Consider the following 17,844-nt stretch of genomic DNA (forward strand, 5'->3'; position numbering starts at 1 on the left):
GCGTGTGTGTTCGTGAGGGTCCGTCATTCGGGTTGTCGGTGAGATATGTCCGAAGAAGGAACGTAACCACGCTGTTTGTCCACCACGTTGGGGAGCGCCTCACCGGCCGCCCAGCCCTCGTACATCGAGACGAACTGCTCGCCCAGCCGGTCCCGCCAGCCGGCTGTGTCCCCGCTCATGTGCGGCGAGACGAGCAGGCCCGGCACGTCCCACAGCGGGCTGGACGGACCCAGCGGCTCCTCCTGGAACACATCGAGTGCCGCACCCGCGATCCAGTGGCTGCGCAGCGCGTCGGTCAGGGCCTCCTCGACGACCAGCGGGCCGCGTCCGACATTGACGAAGTGGGCGGAGGGCTGGAGCAGCCCGAAGAAGCGGGCGTCGAACATCCCGTACGTCGCGTCGGTCAGCGGGGCGGCGCTGATCACCCAGTCGGCCCCGGCCGCCAGCCGGCCCAGATCCTCCACGCCGTGGATCGTGCGCCGCGCCGTACGTCCGACGAGCGCCACCTGGACGCCCAGGCCGTGCAGCAGCCGCATGATCTCCCGGCCGATGGGGCCGGCCCCGACGACCACGGCACGGGTGCCGGCCAGGCCCCGGGTCTCCCGGTGGCGCCACCGGCGCTGTCCCTGGAGCTCCAGCGTGCGGGGGAGGTCCTTCGCGAAGGCGAGCACGAGACCGGCGACGTATTCGGCGATCGGCAGCTCGAAGACGCCCCGGGCGTTGGTGACGGCGGTGGGGGAGTCGGCGAGCTCGGGGCAGAGCAGCCGGTCGACGCCCGCGCTCGCCGTGTGCACCCAGCGGGGGCGTGGCCCGTCGCCGGGCCAGGCCTCGCGGACGGCGTCGGAGGTGAAGTCCCAGACGAGCAGCACATCCGCTTCGGGCAGCCGGCCGGCGAGCGTCCGTTCGTCGGCGTACCGGACGGTGGCCCGGCCCGTCAGCCGGCCCAGGCGCGGTGACGGGTCGGTGTCCAGGACGAGGATCACGGGAGTGGTCATGGGGAATGCCACGCTCGCACCGGGGAACACGCCCGTCAACAGGGCGCAGTCGCCGCGGAAGAAACCGCTGGTCAACCTGGCTGCGGGCGACGCTATGGGGTGAAAAGGGCGATACTTGTCCCAGGCAGGGGCAACGGTGACGCGAGCGCCGCAGGACATCCGGACGCACGGGAAGGGCGGACATGACGACCGTAGGACTTCTCTACCCGGGCCACGCCGCGGAGGACGACTTCCCGCGGATCGAGGTCATGCTCGACAGCGACATCAGAGTGCCGCTCTTCCACACCGACATCGACGAGGACGTCCGCAGGGTCGAGAGCCTCCGTGCGGCGGGCGCGGCCGAACGTCTGGGCGCCGGTGTCGAGGAGCTGCGGATGGCCGGCGCGGAGTCGGTGGTCTGGGCCTGCTCGGGCGGCAGCTTCGCCTTCGGCTGGGCCGGGGCGCACGACCAGGCCGCGGGTCTCGCCAGAGCCGCCGGGCTCCCCGCGTCCAGCACCTCCATCGCCTTCGTCCAGGCCGTACGCGAGCTGGGTGCGTCCCGGGTCTCGGTGGCCGCGACCTACTCCGACGACGTCGCCGCGCTCTTCGCCGGATTCCTGGGCTCCGGAGGCGTCGAGGTGACCTCCACCCGGGGCGGCGGCATCATCAGGGCGTCCGAGTCGGCCGCGGCTGACCCGGATCTCGTCAAGGAGCTGATCGTGGCCGGTGACCACCCCGACGCCCAGGTGATCCTGCTCCCCGACAACGCCCTGCACACCGCCGCGTACGTCCCCGAGCTGGAGGAACTGGTCGGCAAGCCGGTCCTGACCGGCAACCAGGTGGCCGTCTGGGAAGGCCTCCGGCTGGCCGAACGCCGTATCTGGGCCCCCACACTCGGCACCCTGTTCGCGACCCGTGAGCCCCCGCTGGGTGCCGCGGAGCCCCGGGGCCTGGAGGTGCGGGAATAAGCGGAGCCATCCTCCTGTTTGTACGCTCCGGTACACAGACGTAGCACCGGAGAGGCCGAAACACGTGGACGAGAACCGAGGCGACGAGATTCGCGGCACTGCGAGCGGGACGGCCTCCGTGCCCCTCTCCGTGCTCGACCTGGTGACCGTGGGGCAGGGCCGCACGGCGACCCAGGCGCTGCGCACCAGCGTGGATATCGCCAAGCTCGCCGAGAACCGCGGGTTCCAGCGCTTCTGGGTCGCCGAGCACCACTCCATGCCCGGGGTGGCCTCCTCGTCGCCCGCCGTGATCCTCGCGCACCTGGCCGCCCACACCGAGCGCATCAGGCTGGGTTCGGGCGGCGTGATGCTGCCCAACCACGCCCCTCTGGTGATCGCCGAGCAGTTCGGCACCCTGGAGGCGATGGCTCCGGGCCGTGTCGATCTCGGCCTCGGCCGTGCCCCCGGCACGGACGGTGCCACCGCGGCCGCTCTGCGCCGCACGGACCGGCTGAACGAAGGCGCTGACGACTTCCCGCAGCAGCTGGCCGAGCTGACCCGGTTCCTGGACGACGACTTCCCGGACGGGCACCCCTACGCGCGCATCCACGCCGTACCCGGACCGGTGCAGGCGACCTCGCCCGGCGGTGTCCAGTCGCCGGGCCGCCCGCCGGTCTGGCTGCTGGGCTCCTCGGGCTTCAGCGCCCGGCTGGCCGGTGTTCTCGGTCTGCCCTTCGCCTTCGCCCACCACTTCTCGGCCCGGAACACCGTGCCGGCCCTTGAGCTCTACCGGGAGTCCTTCGAGCCCTCCGCGGCGCTCGACGCCCCCTACGCCCTCATCGGTGTCGCGGCGCTGGCCGCCGACGACGAGCGCGAGGCCAGGCGCCAGGTGCTCACCGGCGCCCTGTCCATGGTCAGGCTGCGCACCGGGCGTCCGGGGCTGGTGCCGAGCCCCGAGGAGGCGGAGGCGCACGACTTCACCCCGATGGAGCGCGAATTCGTCGACGGCTGGCTGAAGGACATCGTCCACGGCACGGCGGACGAGGTCCGTACCGGCCTGGACGACCTGGCCAAGCGCACCGGCGCCGACGAGCTGATGATCACGGCCAACGCCCACGGCGGCGAGGCACGGCTGCGCTCCTACGAGCTCATCGCCGACGCGTACGGGCTGCCCTCCATCGGCTGACCGGAGCGGGCCGGGCGAAAGGGCCCGGCGCGGGGAAGGCCCCGGTCAGCTCTCCGGCGGCCTGGTGCCGATCAGTTCGGCGATCCGCTCCGGCGCCACCGCACGGGAGTACAGCCACCCCTGCCCGGTGTCGCAGCCGATCCGGCGCAGCCGCTCCGCCTGGCCCGAGGTCTCCACGCACTCCGCGGTGACCGTCAGGCCCAGGCGGTGCGCCAGCTGCACCATGGCCTCGACGATCGTCTCGTCGGCCGGTCTTGGGTCGGCGCCGTCCTCGTAGCGGAAACCGCGGACGAAGGAGCCGTCGAGCTTCAGCACGGACACGGGCAGCCGGCTCAGATAGGCGAGGTTCGAGTAGCCCGTGCCGAAGTCGTCGATCGCGATACGGACCCCCATGTCGCTGAGGGCCTGGAGCACCCGCAGCGGCCTGCCCGAGGAACCCACCACCGCGGACTCCGTCAGTTCCAGTTGCAGCAGCCCTGGTTCCAGGCCCGTCTCGGCGATGACCTCCGCCACATCGGCGACCAGGTCGGAGTCCCTGACCTGGCGCACGGCGACGTTGACGCTGATGAACAGCGGCGGCTCGTACGGGTGCTCCAGCTGCCAGCGCCGGGCCTGGCGGCAGGCCGTACGCAGCACCCACCGGCCGAGCTGGACGATCGTGCCGTCCTCCTCGGCGATCGGGACGAACCGGCTGGGCGCGAGCAGCCCGAAGCGCGGGTGGTTCCATCGGACCAGGGCCTCCACACCCCGTACGACCTCGTCCGCCAGGCCGACCAGCGGCTGGTACTCCAGCGCGAACTCCCCTCGCTCGACGGCGGGGGCGAGCGTGGAGGAGAGCGCCTGCCGGGTCATCCGGTGGGCGTTGCGCTCGGGGTCGAAGAGGGTCCAGCGGGCCCTGCCGTCGGCCTTCGCCCAGTACAGCGTGGTGTCGGCGGCCTGCATCAGGGCGGTGGCCGATGTGCCGGCCGACGGGCGCTCCACCACCCCGATCGACGCGGAGACCGACAGACGGTGCCCGGACACCTCGAACGGCCGCTGGAGGGCGGCGAGCATCGAGCGCGCGAGCTCGGTGAGCTGGTGCGTACCCGACGAGTCCTCGACCAGGACGGCGAATTCGTCGCCGCCCAGGCGCGCCACCAGATGGCCGCCCGAGCGGTGCCCGCCGGTCTCGGCGCAGCCGGTGAGCCGCGCGGCGACGGCGGCGAGCAGCCGGTCGCCCGTGCGGTGCCCCAGGGTGTCGTTGACCGCCTTGAAGCCGTCGATGTCCAGATAGCAGAGGCCGATCCTGCGGTCCGCCGGCGCTGACGGTCCGTCCTCGGGCGGCGGGGACTCCAGCACACGCGTGAGGCGTTCGAAGAACAGGATGCGGTTGGGCAGCCGGGTCACCGGGTCGTGTATCCGCAGATGGCGCAGCCGCTCCCGCAGTTCACGCCGGTCGCTGACGTCGGTGACGGACAGCAGGACCCGGCCCCGGCCCTCGACGGACCCGCCCATCGCCGCGACGGTGACCTCGGCCCACAGCGGCCTGCCGTCGGCGTGCTTGAGCCGCCGGGTGCACCGGAGCCTGGGGCGGTCGCCGTCGAGTACCTCCGTGTACGCCCGCCAGGTGTGGCTGTCCGAGCTGAGGCCGACGAGGTCGGCCGCCGGCTGCCCGGCCAGGGCCGCGGGGCCGGTGCCGAGCAGTGCGCCCAGCGCGTCGTTCGGCCTGACGATCCGGCCGTGGTGGTCGACGACGGCCATCGGGAGGGCGGAAGCGGTGAACGCGGCGCGGTAGTCGCCCAGCTCGGAGGGGTGAGCCTGATCCTCCGGCCGCCGGTGATCACTCCGAGTGACCTCTGGTGGCCCTGTGCCGGGGGCCGTGCCCGCCGGGGGCGTCGGCCCTTCGGATGTTCCGTTCACCGCTCGCTCCCGCTGTGCAGATTGTCGTGAACAGGTGTGGCCGGGCAGCTGCGTGGAGTGGAGCGTCGCGCCGGAGGCGGGAACCACGCAGGAAAACGAGGTGAAGCATAGAGGGTGGCCCGAACGACCTTCCAGCGCGCCCGCCGTTTCGGACGGGCGGCACGCGCATGGCCCCGTCTGCCCCACGGCTCTCCCGAGCGTGGCATCCGCATGCATTTTGGTCATGGATGATCAATTTTGCGCCTATCTGGTTGATTCCGGCTTTACGGGTGAGCGAATGTGACCCTCCGTGAGGGAAGTCGTATGTCTCCCGGATGACCGCCAGGCCCCCACTGACCCGTGTGGGGCAGCACAACAGGGCGTGAGGCGCCGAAGCGGCACAGGGTGAAGGGCAGGTCCCGCATTCGCCACCGGAGGTAGATGTGCCGCGTCAGCGCAGACTCGGGGGAGCGGGGAGACGACCGGGACTGCGCAGGGTCGGGGCCGCTCTCACCGCCCTCCTGGCGCTCGCCGCGATCGGGCTCGTCGCCGGGCCCGCCGTGGCCGCGACGCGCGACGCGCGACCGTGCGCCCTGCCCAGGACCGGCGCGCACCACTCCCTCGGCCTCGACACCTGGAACGGCGCCTACCCGCGCCCCGACCACGCACTCGACGCGGTCATGGTCTTCCTCTCGTTCCCCGACTCCGAGCCCGTCGTGTCCCCCAGGGTGCTGGCCGCCGACTACTTCCCCTCCACCACCCGCTTCTACCAGCGCGCCTCGTACGGGAAGTTCACCCTGCGCCCCCACCCGCAGCAGCGGTGGACCGCCATGCCCCACCCCTCCACCTGGTACGGGATACAGCGCGACTGGGGATCCGAGCGCCGCAGCGCCTATCTGCGCGACGCGATCGACGCCGCCGACGAGCAGACCGACTTCTCCGCGTACGACATCGTCTACCTCGTCGCCGACCCGGACGCCCCCGGCGTCGACTCCGACGCCACCAAGGTCGTCAACTTCGACCGCCCGGTGCGCGCCGACGGCACCGACATCAGGCGCGTGGTCACCGTCTTCGAACAGCACCCGCCGGACCGTAACGTCCTCGCGCACGAGACCGGGCACGTCTTCGACCTGGCGGACCTCTACCACCGCCCGGAGGACGGGAAGGGCGACTGGGACACCTACGTCGGTGACTGGGACGTGATGGGCAGCCAGTTCGGACTGGCCCCCGACTTCTTCGGCTGGCACAAGTGGAAGCTCGGCTGGCTGGAGGGCGAGGAGGTCGTCTGCGTCCAGGGCGCCGCCGAACTCACCCTGGAACCCATGGCCGAGGTGCCGAGGCCGGGCGCGTCCCTCGGGACCCGGCTCGCGGTGATCAGGACCGGCGCGGACAGCGCGCTGGCCGTCGAGGCCCGCAGCTCCACCGGCAACGACCGCACGACCTGCACCGAGGGCGTACTCGTCTACCGGATCCGCAACGCGACACCGTCCGGCGGCGGCCCGGTCGAGGTGCTGGACACCCACCCCGACTCCGACGCCTGCTGGGACCGGTCGGTCTACCCGCCGCTGGCCGACGCCCCGCTCCGGGAAGGCGAGCGCTACACCGTGCCCGGCGAACGCGTCCGTATCGACGTCGCCGACCGCACCCCGTCGGGCGCCTGGACCGTCCGGATCGCCACCGGTACCTGACCGCACGCGCACACGAAGAAGCCCCCTCGCTCGCGCGAGGGGGCTTCTTCCGTCGGTGCGCCGTCAGGGACTCGAACCCCGGACCCGCTGATTAAGAGTCAGCTGCTCTAACCAACTGAGCTAACGGCGCCTGCTGACGTCGTAGACATTAGCACCCGGATCGGCGGGAGGAAAAATCGAATGACCGGTGGTCGACGGGGCCGCCGACCTGCCCACCCGCACGCACGCCCACAGCAGCACATCGGGTCCGGGGAGCCAGGGGCTACGGGTGTCGGGGGCGACCACCCAGCGGGGCACACCGGCGCCTTTGCCGCCGGTCAGGGGCGGGACGGTGACCGCGTCCCCCGTGCCGTGACAGAGCACGGGCGGCAGCGCGCCCCGGTGTCCACGGGGGCTTTCGGCGCAGCCCGTGCCCCACTCCTCCCATGACAGGAGGGACGGCAGCCGCTGGGCCGTGCCGGGGGAGGCGAAGAGCATCATCCGCCCCCGGTGCGTGGCGACCGGGCCCGACCCCGGCCCCTCGGCCCAGAGCCGCTCCAGCATGCGCCTGCCGAACAGTGCGGGCACGTTCACGACGTCGAAGGAGGAGCCGCACGGCAGCACACCGGGTGAGCCGGGGCACGCCTCCCACTGCGAGAGCGTGCTGCGGGGATAGGGCGAGGCGCCCACGAGCCAGGCGGCACCCGACGCCGTGACCTCGGCGGCCCTGTCGTCGGTGCGGTCCCGCAGCAGGGCGAAGATGTCGACACCGTGGTGCGGGGCGACGGCGGTCCGCAGGGTCGTTTCGTCTTTCAGCCATGCGCTCATGACGTCATGTCTACCCGGCGTGACGCTACTGTTCCCCAGAGTTGCCGAAAGCCGGACAGGGAGGCGACCGGCGGAGTATCTTGCCCGACGGCATATGCCAGAGGTGTACCCGTAGTGACGGACGGCCGTGCGGTGACCGTGCGGTGTCGGGCGGTGTCAGGGCGGTGTCAGGGTGTGGATTCGTTCAGCAGGGACCGGCCGAACTCGATCATCTTCTTGGCGTAGTCCTCGGTCCACTCCGCGCGATCGGCTATGTCCGCGGGCGTGAGCCGGTCGAACCTGCGCGGATCGGCGAGCTGGGCGGCGGCCACGGCCTGGAACTCCACGGCCCGGTCGGTCGCCGCTCTGAAGGCGAGCGTCAGCTCCGTCGCGCGGGCCAGCAGCTCTCTCGGATCCTCCATCGACTCCAGGTCGAAGAAGTGCTCCGGGTCGGCCGCCGCCTCCGACGGCTCGAAGAGCAGCGGTGCGGGACGCAGCCGCTGCCGCTCGTTCCGCTCGGGTTGTGCCATGGGTGTTCCCTCCTCGTACGACCGGACGGCCACCTTCCATTGTCCGGCCCCGCACAAGAGCGCTGCCCAGGATCAGGGCGCCCAATGCACGCGATGCTCGGCGAGGTGGGCCAGGACCGCGTGGTTCGCCTCCCAGCCGTCGGGGAATTTCACCGTCACGCCCAGCTGGACCGGCTCCGTCGACGGGTGCTCGTCCAGCAGGTCGGCCACCCCCGCCCTGCACACGACGACGCACGCGTGCCGGTGGCGCGAGGCCAGGACGCACAGGCGGCCCGTCTCCAGATGGAACGCCGTCGCGTCGGGGCGGCCCGACAGCGGGTGCAGGACCACGGTCACGTCGAACTCGCGGCCCTGGAGCCGGTTCGCCGTGTCCACCGCCACGCCCGTCACACCCAGCTCCGCGAGCGCCGCCCGCACCGCGGCGGCCTGGTCGCGGTGGGCCGTGCCGACCGTGACCCGCTCCGCCGTGACCGGCACCGCTTCGGGGCCGCGCTCGCTCGTCGCCGCGCCGCCCCTGTCCAGCAGCCTGCGCACCACGAGGGCCACCGCGCGGACCGCCTCGGGGTCCGTGCGCGGGGTGTGCCCGGCCGGAAGCTCCAGCAGCCCCCAGCCGGACTCCGCCGCCTCGTCCAGCACCCGGTCAGGGCCCGACCCGTCCGACGGCACGCCGAACGACAGCCGCCGGTCGCCGTGGTCCGTACCGCTGCGGAACGGTGTGTACGGGTAGAACGCGTCCGACACCAGGGGCGCCGCCGACGCGGGCAGCCGCCAGGACACCGGCAGCCGGTGCTGCGGCAGATCCGGATTGTGCGCGAGCAGGGTCGACACCGCGCTCGCCGACGGGTCGTACGAAAGGCCCGCCCACTGGTCGGCGCCCACGATCGAGAACGGGTCGAGCTGGCCGGGATCCCCGACGAACAGCGCCCGCTCGAAAAGACCGGCCACCGCCAGCAGCGCGTCCGAGCGCATCTGGTACGCCTCGTCGACGATGGCGTGCCCCCACGGCTCCACGTTCTTCACGTGCCCCCACTTGGCGGCCGTGGAGATCACGATGTCCAGGCCCGCCAGATCCGCCGCCTTCGCCGACTTCCGTACGTGCTCCAGGTCGTCCAGGGCCTTGTCGTACGGATCGGAGTCGCTGCTGTGCAGCCGGCCGACCGGCAGCCCGGGTGCCTTCTCGGCGAGCCGGAGCACCAGGTCGTCCACCTGGGCGTTGGTCTGGGCGACCACCATCAGCGGGCGGCCCGCGGCGGCCAGCTCCAGCGCGGCCCGCACCACCAGCGTCGACTTGCCCGCGCCCGGCGGGGAGTCCACCACGACGCCGCGCGCCGTGCCGCGCAGGGTGTCGCCGAGGATCGCGTCGGTCGCCAGCGCCGCCGCCGCGCCCGGGTCGGTAACGGGTGTCACAGGAGGTCCTCCGCTGTCACGGGGTCGGGCTGCTCGGCGGGTCCGGTGGAGCGGTCGGCGCCCGGCGGGCCGCCATGGGTCCACGGGGTGTCCTCCGGGTCGGGCAGCTTGGGCCCGCCCCGCTGGTCGTGCTCGAACAGCGTCCAGGCGATCCGGTCGCCGGGCTCGGGCACCGAACCCGGCGCGGGCTCCTTGCCCCGGCCCATCCGGTCGGTGATCCGCAGGACAAGACCGATGGTCCCGGCGTCGGGGCCGGTGGATTCCCCGGCGGGCTCGGCGGCGTACCCCACGAACTCCGCCGTCTGCGGCTTCCCGTCCAGCGAGCGGTACACCTTGGTCCGCTCACCGAGCTGCGGGCGCTCGTCGGTCACCACCGTCACCAGGGGACGCGGCGAGGGCCGCTTCGACTCGCTGTACGCCATCTCGACCTCCGTCACCTCCCCGACGAACGCCTCGCCCGCCAGCCGGCGCCCCGCCAGCACCAGCGGATCGTCCAGCGCCTCCTGGGCGTCCAGCTGCGCCTGGGCCGTCTCCCGGGAGGCCAGCTTCTGCGCGGCCGTCACCGCGTCGTCCCTGCGCGGCTGCGGCGGCTCGCCCGCCCGCACCCGGTCCCGGTGCGCGGTGAACGACCAGCGGTCCCTGGTCCAGCGGTCCTCGGCCCTGGCCGCATCGGGCAGCTCCCGCAGCAGGTCGAGCCCGCGCCACACGGCGTCCCAGGTGGGCAGCAGCACCCCCGCGAGCAGCGACCTGATCTCCCGCTCCGCGCCGCTCAGCTCACCGAGCCGGGTGTCGGCGTCGATGCCGTCCTCAGCGGCGGCCAGCGCCGTGCGCGCCCGGTCGTACCGCTCGATCGCGGGCGCCAGCAGCCGGTTGTCGAACGCGGGGTCCGTCGCGGGACCGGCCGGCGGGCAGAGCAGCTGACCCGCACCGTCCCGTGCCCCCTCGGCCCGGAGCGCCGCCACCGCGCCGGACTCGCCCGGCGGCGGATCGACCCAGGCGAGCAGCGCGCCGAGATGCTGGTCCTCCAGGCTGCTCTGCCCGGTCGCCCAGTGGCGGTTCAGCAGATCCGTCGCGGCGAGCAGCAGCGAGGAACCCGGCACCCTGGCCCGCTCCCCGTAGTGCGTCAGCCAGCGGCCGAGCAGCGGCACACGCGCGGGAGCAGGATAGGGAGTCTCCGGGTCGTCATCGGCGGTACGCCGGAAGCGCATGGACCGCCCCAGCAGCCGTACGAAGTCGAGTCCTGCCCTGCTGGGCACGATCAGCTGGGGCGCGTCGGCGCACAGCTCCACCTCGACCTTGACCTTCTTGCCCGTGCCGGGATCGACCTCGCTGCGCTCGGCCGGCTCGACCACATCGGCGTACGCGTCGATGTGCGGCAGCACCGCCTCGGCCAGCTCGGCGAGGAACGCGAACCGCAGATCGCGGTCGCGCGGCTGGGCCACCACCAGCAGCGTGGGCGCCGCACGGTCGGTGCCCACCAGCGCGCCGAGCGGGGCGCCCGCCTCGCCCGCGGTCGTCAGCGGCACCAGCACGAGCGGCTCATCGGTCAGATGGCGATGCCGGACGGTGGCCAGCGGCTGGGCCCGCCCGCTGTCGACCGCCTCCAGCCTGGCCAGGGTGCTGATCAGCGACATGGGACGCCGCCCTCCGCACCGGCCAGCGCCTCGGCCCGCAGCGCGGCGGCTCTGCGCAGGGCCGCCACCGTCGGATCGGCGGGGTCGCCCTCCTTGCCGGCCGCCGCGGCCAGCACCCCGGCGACCGTCGTCAGACCACCGAGCTCGCCCCGCACACTCCGGCCGAGCGATTCCACCGCGCCGTCGGCACGGGCCTTCGCCCGGCAGTGGAAGGCCAGCTCGCACGCGGCCAGGCACTCGGGGGCGTACGCGGCGGGGACCGCGTCGACCGCGGTGCCCAGCTCGTCGCGGGAGCAGCCCGGGTCGAAGGTCGCCCCTTCGGGGAGGGCAGCCGCGATGTCCTCGACCCGGGTCAGCCTGGTCAGCTGGCGGCTGGTGACGGCGCGCTGCTTGCGCACGTCCACGACCGAGGCGGTCGGGAGGTTGGAGAAGTCCTTCGGGCAGACCAGCAGGATCCGGTGCCCGACCTGGGCGCCCTCGGTCATCGCCGCGATCCGCTCCAGCGCCAGCACGTAGACGGCGGACTGGCGGGCCGCCGCGCCGACCTTCGACGCGTCCGCCGAACTGTCGATCATGGGGAAGGACTTGATCTCGACGACCGTCCAGGTGCCGTCGGGGTGGACCACCACGGCGTCCGGCTCCAGATAGGCGGGTGAGCCCGCGACCTCCAGGGCCAGCATCGGATGGTCGAGCAGCGCCCAGCCGCCCGCCGCCGTGGCCTCGCGCAGCGCCAGCGCCGTACGCGCGGCGCGGCCCTCGGGGCCTGCGGCGGTCAGATCGGGCACCACGGCGTCGGCCGGTGCGTCGGCGCCTTCGCCGAGCCGCTCGACCAGCAGGCGCAACAGCTCGGTGCCGCCGTCGGCCTTGACCTTCGCCTCGAAGGAGTTGCCCCGCACGAACGCGAACTGCGACTGGCCGAAGGGTGCGGGGGAGCCGAGCGCGGTGGCCAGCACGGCCTTGTCGACGCCCGCGCCGTCGAGCAGGGCGCGTCGCTTGCACCCCGGGTTGGCGGCGAGCGCGGCCAGCGCGCGTGCGTCGAGCGGACGCGGCGCCACCGCCGGGCCGCGCAGCTCAGCGAGCCGCTGCCGGAGCGTCGTCGCTGGCTTCCGCCGCGGAGCGGGTGCGCGCGTGGCTGGAATCTGCGGAGTCGGTCCACTGGCCGGGTATTCGCTCACCCGCCGAAGTCTTGCATCCGTCACCGACAATCGTGGATCTCGCGGGGGTGAGGGATGCGGGCACCCGTACGAACACGGCCTTCACACGGTCCTTGACGCGGTCGGCGAGCCGCATGAACGGCCTGGTCAGCAGCGCACCGGCGGCCATCACGGCGGCACCGGCCACGGCGTCGAGGAAATAGTGGTTCGCCGTGCCCATCACGACGAACATGGTGACCAGCGGATAGGCGATGCCCACGGTCCGCACGAGCGGGTGGCGGCCGTGGCGCCACAGCAGGACGCCGCACCACACCGCCCAGCCGACGTGCAGGCTCGGCATCGCCGCGTACTGGTTGGTCATCCCGCTGAGCCCGCGCGGGGCGCTCGCGCCGGCGCCCCACCACCCGTACGAGCTGTACTGCGCCATCGTGTCGACGAAACCGTGGTGGGCGTCGAGCAGCCGGGGCGGACAGGTCGGCATCAGCGTGAAGCCGACCAGCCCGAGGAGCGTGGAGGTCATCAGCCAGGTGCGGGCCGCCCGGTAGGCGGCGGAGCGGCGCCGGAACATCCAGATCAGGACGGCGGGGGTGACCACGTAGTGCAGGGAGGCGTAGGCGAAGTCGGCGGGTATGCCGAGCACGGGGTGGCCGGTCAGCAGCCGGTTGAGCGGGTGCTCCGCGTTGATACGGAGCGTCTGCTCGATGCGGAGGATCGCCAGGCCGTTGTCCACGGCCGCGGGTATGTTCTCGTGGACGAGCAGCCGGCCCACCGAGTACAGCCCGTACACCACCGCGATCAGCGGAAGCTCGGTCCACCAGCGCGGCCGGTGACCGAAGGACGGTGTCCCGGTGGTGGCGTGCGGCATCCGGTTGCTCTCCCCATGTTCATGCGGTCGACGGCGGGCGTTCAACCGTACGGCGGTCGTATGCCCTGATTCCCCGCGGGGGCCGTCCCACGCGGACCGTCGCTGGTCACGCGTGGAGAAGGACGCGGACGCCGCCCCGGGGGTTGCGTGTGGGGCGTGTGGGAGATGATGGAGCGGGGCCTGAGCCCGTCCGGTTTCCAGCCGGCCGTCGCGCCCGACACCCCCGTCGCTGTCCCGGACACCGCTGTCCCGGACCCACCAGATCCTAGGGTCCCCGGATCTTCGGATCTCCGTATTTTTCAGGGAGAGCCGTCATGGCACCGCGAATCCTGCTCGCCCGGCACGGCCAGACACAGTGGTCGGTCCAGGGCAATCACACCGGCAGGACCGACATCCCCCTCCTCGACACCGGCCGCGAGGGCGCCAAGCTGCTCGGCGAACGCCTGCACCGGCAGCCGTGGGACGGCCTGCCCGGCGTCGAGGTACGGACCAGTCCGCTGGTCCGGGCCGCCGAGACCTGCGCGATCGCCGGATTCGGTGGGCGTGCGCAGCCGTGGGACGCGCTGATGGAGTGGGACTACGGGGATTACGAGGGCCTGACCCCGGCGCAGATCAAGGCGGACCGGCCCGACTGGCTCATCTGGCGCGACGGGGTCCCGGGGGGCGAGACGCTGGCCGCGCTCGCGGCCAGGGCGGACGAGGTCGTCGAGTGGGCGCGGTCCGAGGACCGCGATGTGCTGGTGTTCGCGCACGGGCACATCCTGCGGGCGCTGGGGGCGCGGTGGCTGGGCGAGGACGTGTCCTTCGCCGCGCGGATCCGGCTGGAGCCGACGTCGCTGTCGGTGCTGGGCTGGGCGTACGGGATGCCGGCGCTGGAGCGGTGGAACGACACGGGCCACCTGGACGCCTGACCCCGGGCCTACGCATACCAGGCCCCGGCCGGCCGAATCCGGCCTGGGCCGGCGAAAAAATCCAGCCTGTCCGGCGTTTGAGGACGGAACCCTGGGCCTCGGTCCGGGGCCGGTTGACCTGGCGAGTCTCGCTGGAGAGCGCGCACCGGTTCCGTCCTCAAGCGCCGGACGGGCTTGGATGTGCCGGCCCGAGCTGGAATGGCCGGTCCGAGCCGGAATGGCCCGTCCGAGCCGGAAGGTCCGCCAGGGCTAAGGGGCCGGGGGTAGCTCCTCGTAGCGGGAGAGGAGGGCCGCCACCTCCGGGCCGCCCCGCGGCCGAAGCACCCGCACCGCGCCGTCCAGCATCCCCCGGATCCGGGAGGACCGGACCCGGTCCAGCAGGTCGAGCACTTCGTGCCCCGCGGCCGCCGCCTCGTCGGCCGTGCCCGCCCGCGCCAGATCACCCGCGAGCTGCGCCCGGTACAGCGCGAGGTTCCGGGTGAAGTGCGGGTCCTGCAACCGCGTGGCCCGCCGCCCGTGCCGCGCCGCCCGGGGCCAGTCACCCAGCGCCGACCAGCACTGCGCCTCCAGCAGTTCCAGCTCCGCCTCCCGGAAGAAGGTCATCCACTCCGGGTCCGCGTCGCTCGGCCCCCGCGCGAACGCCACCCGCGCCCGCCCGATCGCCTGGTCGCACCCCGTGCGGTCCCCGAGCCACGCCCTGGCCCCCGCTTCCCGCAGTGCGAGGAGCGCCAGCAGCCGCGGTGAGCCGAGCGGCCGGGCCGCCCGCTGCCCCGCCTCCGCCGCGCGGACCGCCTCGCGTGCCCGCCCCGTGTCCCGGGCCAGGAACGACGCGTTGCAGAAGGCGTGCGCCTCCAGCGCGGCGTCCCCGGCCAGCCGCGCCGTCGCGAGTGCCTCCGCGTAATGGGAGCGCGCGTCGTCGAAGCGCCCCGAGTCGTGGGCCAGCCAGCCCACCGAGATCGCCAGCTCACCGGCGCCCGCGTGCAGCCGGTCCGCCGTGCCGCGCCGCGTCGTGGTCCCGGAGTCGAGCAGGGCGTACGCGGCCCGGAGGGGCTGGGACGCCCGCCGGTAGAGGCCGTCCGCGCCGTGCCGGTCGTCCAGCAGCCGGATCTGCCGCACCGCCTCCTCCACGGCGCTCACCTCGGCCTCGCCGACCCGGCGCTGCGCGGGGACGGCGAGGGAGGCCGCGGCGGCCGGATGGCCGCTGAGGCCCAGGGACGCGGCCGCCATCGTGGCAGTACCGCCGGTCATGAACACGCGACGCAGCACGTCGCTCTCCTCGTGAAGGTCACTGTCGGGCGTGAGGGGCTTGGTGGGTGTGGGCACGGGCGCCGTACGGGCCGCCCGGCCGCGCACGCTCTCGCGGGCCGAGAAGCCCAGGTCCGCGAGGCTCGCCCCGGGGAACATGTGCAGGAACACCCGTTCGTACGCGTAGTTGGGACAGCGGATCTCGCCGGACTCCACGCGTCCGATGTACCGGGCGTCGCACGCGACCTGTTCACCGATCTCACGCGCGGCCCTGCGGACCGCTGCCGCGAACTCCCCGGCGGAGCGCTGTCCGCGCAGCCGCCGGAAGGCGAGGTTGGGAACTGCCCGTGTCGACACCATGGCGGGGCCCTCTCTGGTGCGGCCGGGCTCCTGCTTCCGGTGTCCCGGCAGAGCAAGAACGTACCTGCTGTGACGGGACGCACACACAGCGTTTAGCGATAAATCGGACATCTCGCCCGCGATCCGCCATGAACTGCCACCCTTTGCGGCGGCGTGCCGCCGTAGCCGTTGACGCCGTAGGCGCGTTGGTCCCTGTGGAGACGGCGCGCGGCACCGTCCCGTGAGACGAGTCGAGACGAAGAGGAGGGGTTCCCTTGCCTCAGATGGGCCCGGAAACCACACCGTGCGACCTGGTGACCGTCCCGGCACGTCAGGGACTTGAGGCCGTGGACATCCTGCGCAGAACGGCGGAGAACGATCCCGTGGGCCCGGTCCTGCACGACGGGGCCTGCGCCGTCCTCGGCTTCGTGGTGCCCTCGGGCACGGCCGAGGCGTGGGACGTGCCGGGCAGCGCCTGTACGCGGACGGACGGCCGCGGGTTCCGCGTCCCCGCCGAGCCGCCCGTCACCGGAGGCGGCTGGCTCCTGCCGCCCGCCGACGAGGCTCCCGTCACCGACCCGGCCGTCCTGAGGGCGGCCCTCGACCAGGCGGCCCGGCTCATCGAGGCGGCCGACAACCGCAGCTGAGGCCATAATGGCCAGGTGGGCGGAGTTCCGCCGTCGCCGGGTCCTCCCAGGGAACCGGCCCGACCCGGTGAGTGAGGACGAGCGCGCGTGGCACGTCGAGGAGCCCGTGGCGCGAACGACCGGAAGCGGTCCGAGCGCCGGCCGGAGCCGGTCTCGGCGACGGTGGACGGCGGCGTCGCCGAGCTCGTGCCCGACCGTGAGCGCGCGCGTGCCTGGACGCTGCTGCTGGACGGCGCCCCGCAGTCCCATGTGGACCTGGACGACCCCGCGTACCTGTCGTTCGCCTACCAGCGCAGACTCGGTCATGTCATCGACCTCGCCGCGCCCGCCGGCCGGCCCCTCCAGGTGGTGCACCTCGGCGGCGGAGCCTTCACGCTCGCCCGGTACCTCGCCGCGAGCCGGCCACGCTCCACCCAGCAGATCGTGGAGATCGACGCACCCCTCGTCCAACTCGTACGCCGCGAGCTGCCCCTGGACCCGGGGGCGCGCATACGGGTCCGCTCGGCCGACGCCCGCGACGGCCTCGGCAGGATCCAGGACGGCTGGGCCGACCTCGTCGTCGCCGACGTCTTCGACGGGGCGCGTACCCCCGCGCATCTGACCTCCGCCGAATTCCTCACCGAGGTGCGCCGGGTGCTGAGGCCCGGCGGCCAGTACGCCGCGAACCTCACCGACGGCCCGCCGCTCGCCCATCTGCGCGGCCAGGTCGCCACGGCCGCCTCGCTCTTCCCCGAACTGGCCATGGCCGCCGATCCCGCCGTCTGGCGCGGCCGGCGCTTCGGCAACGCCGTCCTGGTCGCATCCGACCTGCCGATCGCGGTCGCCGAGCTGACCCGGCGGGTCGCGAGCGACCCCCACCCGGGCCGCGTCGAACAGGGCCGTGCGCTCGCCGACTTCACGGGCGGCGCCGCCGTCGTCACCGACGCGGGGGCCAAGCCGTCCCCGCCCCCGCCGCCGGACGCGTTCTCCTGAGGGCCGGGCAACGGGCGCGAGGCGCCTACTGGTCGACGATCTCCACCAGCGGCGGATGGCCGTTCCAGGTGCAGAACACGGAGACCGTCGCGCCCGCCCCGTCGCTGAAGTCCACCCGGATCCACTCCGGGTTCGTCCACACCTGCATCGACCAGTCCTGTTCGGGCGTCGCCGAGACCAGCTTCGCCGAGTCGTCCGCCAGCTCGAGGACGACCCTGCCCCCGCGCGTCGGGTAGCTCTTCACCTCGCCCGAAGCCGTCGGATCACCAGGACCCCCAGGGCCACCGGCACCGCCCTGACCGGCAGGCGGCTTCGCCTCGTCCCGGCTCGGGGAGGGGGCCCGGGTGGACGGCTTCCGGGAGGACGGGGGAGACGGCGTGGGTGTGGTCGGGGAAGCGGTGGCACTCGGCGACGGCGAGGGCAGCGCGCGATGCGTCGACGACGACACCGGCACGTTCGTCGCCTGCCCGGCACGCGCCGAGATCGGTACGGCACGTGGAGGGTCGTACGCCGTTCCCGACATGACCGTGTGCACGCCCCACCACGACAGGGTGACCGCCGCACCCGTGGCGAGCGACCACGCGACCGCGTGTACGAATCCTCGTTGCATCGGGGGACATCCTGCACCACTCGCACACCTGTTGTCCTGGAGAGGACCCGGTTCCTCCGTATGGGCTACGG

General features: G+C 73.3%; 16 protein-coding genes and 1 tRNA gene. 6 read left to right on the plus strand and 11 right to left on the minus strand.

Annotation, left to right across the window (positions count from 1 at the left end):
- Nucleotides 1-23: 23 nt before the first annotated feature.
- Nucleotides 24-995, minus strand: a complete 972-nt coding sequence (locus tag OG623_RS22635) for a D-2-hydroxyacid dehydrogenase (RefSeq protein ID WP_406148794.1) — start codon at nucleotides 993-995, stop codon at nucleotides 24-26.
- Between the two features lie 182 nt (nucleotides 996-1,177).
- On the opposite strand from OG623_RS22635, the gene OG623_RS22640 reads away from it, so the two are divergent.
- Nucleotides 1,178-1,942 carry a decarboxylase gene (locus OG623_RS22640; RefSeq protein WP_406148796.1) on the plus strand — a complete coding sequence of 255 codons (765 nt, stop codon included), beginning with the start codon at nucleotides 1,178-1,180 and terminating at the stop codon, nucleotides 1,940-1,942.
- Between the two features lie 64 nt (nucleotides 1,943-2,006).
- Nucleotides 2,007-3,107, plus strand: coding sequence for an LLM class flavin-dependent oxidoreductase (locus tag OG623_RS22645; protein ID WP_406148798.1), 1,101 nt, complete (start codon nucleotides 2,007-2,009; stop codon nucleotides 3,105-3,107).
- Between the two features lie 45 nt (nucleotides 3,108-3,152).
- On the opposite strand, the gene OG623_RS22650 is transcribed toward OG623_RS22645, so the two are convergent.
- Nucleotides 3,153-5,006 (minus strand): putative bifunctional diguanylate cyclase/phosphodiesterase, encoded by a 1,854-nt coding sequence (locus tag OG623_RS22650; protein ID WP_406148800.1) that lies wholly within the window; start codon nucleotides 5,004-5,006, stop codon nucleotides 3,153-3,155.
- A gap of 422 nt (nucleotides 5,007-5,428) precedes the next feature.
- Here OG623_RS22650 and OG623_RS22655 point away from each other — a divergent pair, with 422 nt between their 5' ends.
- Nucleotides 5,429-6,673: a M6 family metalloprotease domain-containing protein gene (locus OG623_RS22655; RefSeq protein WP_406148802.1), complete on the plus strand. Its 1,245-nt coding sequence runs from the start codon at nucleotides 5,429-5,431 to the stop codon at nucleotides 6,671-6,673.
- Nucleotides 6,674-6,729: 56 nt separating this feature from the next.
- Here OG623_RS22655 and OG623_RS22660 read toward each other — a convergent pair.
- From OG623_RS22660 to OG623_RS22690, 7 genes are all read right to left on the minus strand, one after another.
- A tRNA-Lys gene (locus OG623_RS22660) sits at nucleotides 6,730-6,803 on the minus strand.
- A complete protein-coding gene (locus tag OG623_RS22665) occupies nucleotides 6,794-7,480 on the minus strand; it encodes a hypothetical protein (RefSeq protein WP_406148803.1) in 687 nt (228 codons plus the stop codon). The genes OG623_RS22660 and OG623_RS22665 overlap by 10 nt, the downstream gene beginning before the upstream one ends.
- A gap of 167 nt (nucleotides 7,481-7,647) precedes the next feature.
- A complete protein-coding gene (locus OG623_RS22670; RefSeq protein ID WP_406148804.1) occupies nucleotides 7,648-7,989 on the minus strand; it encodes a hypothetical protein in 342 nt (113 codons plus the stop codon).
- A 72-nt stretch (nucleotides 7,990-8,061) separates the two neighbouring features.
- Nucleotides 8,062-9,396 carry an AAA domain-containing protein gene (locus tag OG623_RS22675; RefSeq protein WP_406148805.1) on the minus strand — a complete coding sequence of 445 codons (1,335 nt, stop codon included), beginning with the start codon at nucleotides 9,394-9,396 and terminating at the stop codon, nucleotides 8,062-8,064.
- Nucleotides 9,393-11,030: a hypothetical protein gene (locus tag OG623_RS22680; protein WP_406148807.1), complete on the minus strand. Its 1,638-nt coding sequence runs from the start codon at nucleotides 11,028-11,030 to the stop codon at nucleotides 9,393-9,395. The genes OG623_RS22675 and OG623_RS22680 overlap by 4 nt, the downstream gene beginning before the upstream one ends.
- Nucleotides 11,021-12,205: a hypothetical protein gene (locus tag OG623_RS22685; protein WP_406148808.1), complete on the minus strand. Its 1,185-nt coding sequence runs from the start codon at nucleotides 12,203-12,205 to the stop codon at nucleotides 11,021-11,023. The genes OG623_RS22680 and OG623_RS22685 overlap by 10 nt, the downstream gene beginning before the upstream one ends.
- Nucleotides 12,102-13,049, minus strand: a complete 948-nt coding sequence (locus OG623_RS22690) for a phosphatase PAP2 family protein (protein ID WP_406148809.1) — start codon at nucleotides 13,047-13,049, stop codon at nucleotides 12,102-12,104. Before OG623_RS22690 ends, OG623_RS22685 begins: the two co-directional genes overlap by 104 nt.
- 314 nt (nucleotides 13,050-13,363) lie before the next feature.
- Between OG623_RS22690 and OG623_RS22695 the strand changes: the two genes are divergently transcribed.
- Nucleotides 13,364-13,960 (plus strand): histidine phosphatase family protein, encoded by a 597-nt coding sequence (locus OG623_RS22695; protein ID WP_406148811.1) that lies wholly within the window; start codon nucleotides 13,364-13,366, stop codon nucleotides 13,958-13,960.
- Between the two features lie 249 nt (nucleotides 13,961-14,209).
- Here OG623_RS22695 and OG623_RS22700 read toward each other — a convergent pair whose 3' ends face one another.
- Nucleotides 14,210-15,565 (minus strand): tetratricopeptide repeat protein, encoded by a 1,356-nt coding sequence (locus OG623_RS22700; RefSeq protein WP_406148813.1) that lies wholly within the window; start codon nucleotides 15,563-15,565, stop codon nucleotides 14,210-14,212.
- 263 nt (nucleotides 15,566-15,828) lie between these two features.
- Here OG623_RS22700 and OG623_RS22705 point away from each other — a divergent pair, with 263 nt between their 5' ends.
- Together OG623_RS22705 and OG623_RS22710 are read left to right on the plus strand one after the other, a co-directional pair.
- The gene (locus OG623_RS22705; protein WP_362886144.1) at nucleotides 15,829-16,191 is read left to right on the plus strand and encodes a hypothetical protein; all 363 of its coding nucleotides are present in this window, start codon (nucleotides 15,829-15,831) and stop codon (nucleotides 16,189-16,191) included.
- A gap of 87 nt (nucleotides 16,192-16,278) precedes the next feature.
- The gene (locus tag OG623_RS22710) at nucleotides 16,279-17,163 is read left to right on the plus strand and encodes a spermidine synthase (RefSeq protein WP_406148814.1); all 885 of its coding nucleotides are present in this window, start codon (nucleotides 16,279-16,281) and stop codon (nucleotides 17,161-17,163) included.
- A gap of 25 nt (nucleotides 17,164-17,188) precedes the next feature.
- Here OG623_RS22710 and OG623_RS22715 read toward each other — a convergent pair whose 3' ends face one another.
- Nucleotides 17,189-17,773: a hypothetical protein gene (locus OG623_RS22715; RefSeq protein WP_406148816.1), complete on the minus strand. Its 585-nt coding sequence runs from the start codon at nucleotides 17,771-17,773 to the stop codon at nucleotides 17,189-17,191.
- Nucleotides 17,774-17,844: the final 71 nt, after the last annotated feature.

Source organism: Streptomyces sp. NBC_01012, from assembly GCF_045162755.1.
Lineage (GTDB): Bacteria > Actinomycetota > Actinomycetes > Streptomycetales > Streptomycetaceae > Streptomyces.